4 protein-coding genes are annotated in these 2,470 nt (G+C 53.6%); all 4 read left to right on the top strand.

Annotated elements, in window-relative coordinates:
- Positions 1-95 precede the first annotated feature (95 nt).
- From RUMCAL_RS13270 to RUMCAL_RS13255, 4 genes are read left to right on the top strand one after another with little or no spacing between them, the layout of a single operon-like run.
- Positions 96-371: a PadR family transcriptional regulator gene (locus RUMCAL_RS13270; RefSeq protein ID WP_051343876.1), complete on the top strand. Its 276-nt coding sequence runs from the start codon at positions 96-98 to the stop codon at positions 369-371.
- A 51-nt stretch (positions 372-422) separates the two neighbouring features.
- The gene (locus RUMCAL_RS13265; protein WP_040648283.1) at positions 423-974 is read left to right on the top strand and encodes a DUF1700 domain-containing protein; all 552 of its coding nucleotides are present in this window, start codon (positions 423-425) and stop codon (positions 972-974) included.
- Positions 971-1,303 carry a hypothetical protein gene (locus RUMCAL_RS13260; protein ID WP_021683496.1) on the top strand — a complete coding sequence of 111 codons (333 nt, stop codon included), beginning with the start codon at positions 971-973 and terminating at the stop codon, positions 1,301-1,303. The genes RUMCAL_RS13265 and RUMCAL_RS13260 overlap by 4 nt, the downstream gene beginning before the upstream one ends.
- Positions 1,304-1,307: 4 nt before the next feature.
- On the top strand, positions 1,308-2,354 hold the full coding sequence (locus RUMCAL_RS13255; protein WP_021683495.1) for a DUF4097 family beta strand repeat-containing protein: 1,047 nt from the start codon (positions 1,308-1,310) through the stop codon (positions 2,352-2,354).
- Positions 2,355-2,470 lie beyond the last annotated feature (116 nt).

Here is a 2,470-nt window from a genome sequence, read left to right as displayed (position 1 = left end):
TGTCGCACAATCTTTGTGCGGTATTGCCTAAAACCCACCCTGAGGAGGTGAAACCATTGTCTGCATTTTCAATTGGTGCAACGCTGCTGGATGCAATGGTGCTGGCTCTGCTGACCAAGGAGGACACCTACGGCTATCAGATCACCAAGGACATTCAGGAACACTTTGCCGTTTCAGAATCCACCTTGTATCCGGTGCTGCGGCGGCTGCAAAAGAACGGCAGCCTTACCACCTATGACCGCCCCTATCAAGGGCGAAACCGTCGGTACTACCGCATCACAGTTTCCGGCAGGGCACTGCTGGAACAGTACCGGAAAGAGTGGCTCAACTATAAACAACAGGTAGACTTCTTTCTGGACGAGAAGAACTAGGGCAACCCCTCATGATCCAAAAAGCAATCATCAAAAAGGAGCGATATTCCTATGACACCACAAGTATACTGTGCCCGTCTGGAACGAGCACTTTCTCTCATGCCGGCAGCGGAACGGCAGGAAACGATCCGCTATTATCTGGAATTTCTGGAAGATGCCAGCGAAGAAGAACGTGCCGCACTGGGCACACCGGAAGCACTGGCACAGCAGATCCTGCGGGAGAATGGCATTTCTCCCCAGCCCGCTGTCATAAAACACTCGAACCGCACGGCAAAGCTGATCGTTCTGGCATGCACCTTTTACATCTGGCTGCCGCTGCTGGTCACATGGTACAGCCTGCTGCTCACCGCCCTGATCGTGCTGATATGCATTCCCGTTTCGCTGGGAGCCACTCTGCTGGGCGGACTGTTCAGCTTTGTAATTACCGTATTTCAGGACGTTCCCACCGCTCTGATGCTGCTGGGCTTCGGACTGGGCAGCGGCGGTGTCGGCATTCTCGTTGCCTATCCCATCTGGCTGGCGTGCAAGAGCATTGTCCGGTTCACCATATTTACCACGAAAAAAATGCTGCACTTTGTGCTGAAAGGGGACGAAACCCAGTGAAAAAACGAATTCTTGTCGTCGCTGCCGCCTATGGGCTGGTGCTGCTGGGCTGGGGTGCCACGGGTTCCTTTTCGCCGTGGGCAAGATCTCAGACCGCTGCACCGGCAGCCGTGGAAACCATTCAGCTGGAACACCTTTCGATCCGTTCCGGAAAATCCACGTCCATTCGAACCGCAGACCGCTGTATCACCAAACAACGGGGCACCACACTTTCCGTTCGTCCGCGGCTGCCCCTGTTTCCCTCCGATTCCGATGTCACGCTGACGCTGCCGGCAGAACAGTTTGCCCAGCTGAAACAGGCATTGCAGACCACTGAAAGGAGCAATTAAAAAAATGAAAATGAAACCTTGGATCATTGCCGGTGTCAGCTGCCTTTGTGCCGGAACGATCTGCTGTGGTGCAGCGGTTTGTGCCGGAGCACTGGATCAGAACCGCTATCGGGAAAACCTGCACCTCATCGACCAGACCGACACACCCTCGGAAGCATTTACCTCTGTGCTCATGGACGTTGACAACGCCGAAGTGACAGTCCAAAACGGCAGCAAATTTTCCATTACTGCTGAAAATGTGCCGCAGAACAGCTACCATGTTGCCGTAGAAGACGACACGCTGCAAATCCAGCTGAATTCCGATTCCGAACCGTGGTACAGCTACACCCATTTCGGATTTCACCCGTTCCATGCCCCTGCCGCAAAGATCACCGTCACCCTGCCCGCCGAATACAGAGCCGTTGCCATTGCCAACCATGCCGGCGACTGTACCATTTCTGGCATTCATGTCAGCACCCTGTCTGTCGATCTGGACTACGGCGATTGTCAGGTGAAAAATGTCACTGCGGCAAACCTGACTGCGGATAATGATGCCGGCGATCTGTTGCTGTCAGACAGCATTGTCAGCGGCACAGCTTCCCTGGAGCTGGACTACGGTGACCTCACTGTCAAGCAGACAGAGATCGGAAACCTCTGTAAGGTGAAAAACGATGCCGGTGATGTGCGGCTGACAGACGTGTCCTGTGGCAGCAGCGAAATGGAACTGGACTACGGCAGCTTAAAATTGCAGAGGTTTACCGAAACCGATCAGGCACAGTTCAGTGCGTTCACCATTTTCGACGGTGATGTGCACTGCGAAACCAGTACCCTCTGGAACAGCAGCTTTGATCTGGAATTCGGGGATTTCAGCACCATTGATACCGCCCTGTACGGCAAGAACACCATTGCCATGGACTACGGCGATGTACAGCTGAATCTCCACGGCAAAAACAGCGACTATAATGTTGGTTACTCTTACGCCGCCGGCTCTCTGAATGACAGCAGCCGGAACCAGATCCTGATCAGCGGCGATAAGACCGTTGTAGATGCCACTGTTACGTTTACGGAATGACTGCGTTGCAGCAGAGAGAGCAGACTTTTAAGAAAACACCGCATAAAGCCCGTCTGACGGCTTTGTGCGGTGTTTTCTTAGCATTGAGGCAATACCGCACAAAGAGCGTCTGGCGA

Origin of the sequence: Ruminococcus callidus ATCC 27760 (assembly GCF_000468015.1) — a bacterium.
In the GTDB taxonomy this organism is placed as follows: Bacteria; Bacillota; Clostridia; order Oscillospirales; family Ruminococcaceae; genus Ruminococcus_C; species Ruminococcus_C callidus.
This window is presented reverse-complemented; position numbering and strand designations above follow the sequence as displayed.

Excerpts from the sequence above, each read along its gene's own strand:
- RUMCAL_RS13270 (WP_051343876.1), top strand. The coding sequence starts at position 96 with ATGGTGCTGGCTCTGCTGACCAAGGAGGACACCTACGGCTATCAGATC.
- RUMCAL_RS13265 (WP_040648283.1), top strand. The coding sequence starts at position 423 with ATGACACCACAAGTATACTGTGCCCGTCTGGAACGAGCACTTTCTCTC.
- RUMCAL_RS13255 (WP_021683495.1), top strand. The coding sequence starts at position 1,308 with ATGAAAATGAAACCTTGGATCATTGCCGGTGTCAGCTGCCTTTGTGCC.